The following is a 1,455-nucleotide window of genomic DNA, read 5'->3' as shown; positions in this document are numbered from 1 at the left end:
GGCCGAGGTCGAGATCCGCTACGTGGTTCCCGTCGGCCCGGATGGCGAGCGCGGACGCTTTTGTCAGTTGCGGAAGGACTATTTCGACCCGCCAGCGCAACCGATACAGCCGCACCATCTCCTGCGCGGCGGCGGCATCCGGCACCGCCCGCGTCGTCAGAAGCCGCCAGCACAAGGGCGTCACGCCCGCGGGCGGCGCGAGTTCCTGCACGCAGACGCCATGCAGCCTCAGGCTGGCCGGCTCGCGGGCGCCGAGGCCGGAGGGACGGACCACCTCGACCGCTCCGGCCTGCAGCCTCACCTTGGCGATGCGGGCCGGCACTCCAGGGCGAGCCGGCACCTCCACCGTGCCAGTTGTCGCAACGGGCCATGATGCCTTGTCCTGAAGGCTGCCCCCTTCAACCAGTGGCCGGTCATGGCGTGCCCGCACCAGAAGATCGCTGCCCGCGGGCCGACGGGCGAAGTGGCTGTAGATGTCGCCCTCCTGGTCGGCGACCACGATCAAGCTCTGGGCTGTGTCGGCCAAAGCCGTCGCGGCAGCGGCCGCCCCGGTGATCCAGCGCTGGCTCTCCTTGTGCTCGACCGGCCGTCGGTGACGTGGCGCCGTCGGGCGGGCGGCGCGGGTCCAGAGCTGGGCGTCGACCAAGCCCAGCACCGCCTCGTCCTCGGCGTCGACGGCGATGACCGGGTGCAGGAAGAAGCCGGGATTGCGGCCGTTGCCGGCCGGCCCCAGGCCATGGCGGCCAGCAGCAGCTGAGGTGAAGTTGATCTCGCTCGTGTCCTGGACGGCCACGATCGGACGCCCGGCGCAGGCCTGGGCCGTGCGGGCTGCAAAGGCCTGCAGGATGCCCTGCCAGTCAGCGCAGGACGAGGAAAGATAGCGATGGGCGGCCGCCGTACCGGCTTCGCTGCCGCCCACTGAACTCAGCACCACGCTGCCGGTGGTGACGATCCGCTCAAACAGCCATGCCCCTCGTGCCTCGGTGCGTACGTCGCCCGATCCAAAGCCCCGCATCGGTCGTCCTCGCTGAACCGCAAAGACGCCCAACTCACAGACGCCAAACCATTTCCGTCAAGGCCGTAGCCCCGCGGGCGGGGAGAGGGCCGAACCCTCGTTCAGAGGGTTCGGCAAGCCCGTAGGGCGGGGGTGAGGGGGTGTTTCCAGATGAGTCTCACTCGTCGAAACCCCCTCACCCTCGCTCCGGCTTCGCCTGCGCTCGCTGCGTTCCCTGAACGGGAACACAGCCCTCTCCCCGCGAGAAGTCGGGCTTGCCCGACTTCGCCTGTCGCTTGCAGATCCCGGGCAAGCCCGGGATCTGTTGGGGAGAGGAGATTTCCCACGCCAATTCTTTCCCCGGACAGCCATGCCGCAGAGGGGGGAGGGTCAGGCGCGAGCCGAGCCCTCAGCGCGCCTCACCCGAACCGCCCCGCCCGCAGCGCCCGCACATCCACCCC

Annotated in this window: 1 protein-coding gene; it reads right to left on the bottom strand. The window is 70.0% G+C overall.

Translation table 11 applies throughout. The features are described from left to right. Nucleotides 1-1,015, bottom strand: a 1,015-nt coding sequence (locus ABZT49_RS08320; RefSeq protein WP_355285274.1) for an IS4 family transposase, incomplete at its 3' end; no start/stop codon positions are given. Nucleotides 1,016-1,455 lie beyond the last annotated feature (440 nt).

The sequence above is a fragment of the Methylobacterium sp. EM32 genome, assembly GCF_040593685.1.
In the GTDB taxonomy this organism is placed as follows: domain Bacteria; phylum Pseudomonadota; class Alphaproteobacteria; order Rhizobiales; family Beijerinckiaceae; genus Methylobacterium.
This window is presented reverse-complemented; position numbering and strand designations above follow the sequence as displayed.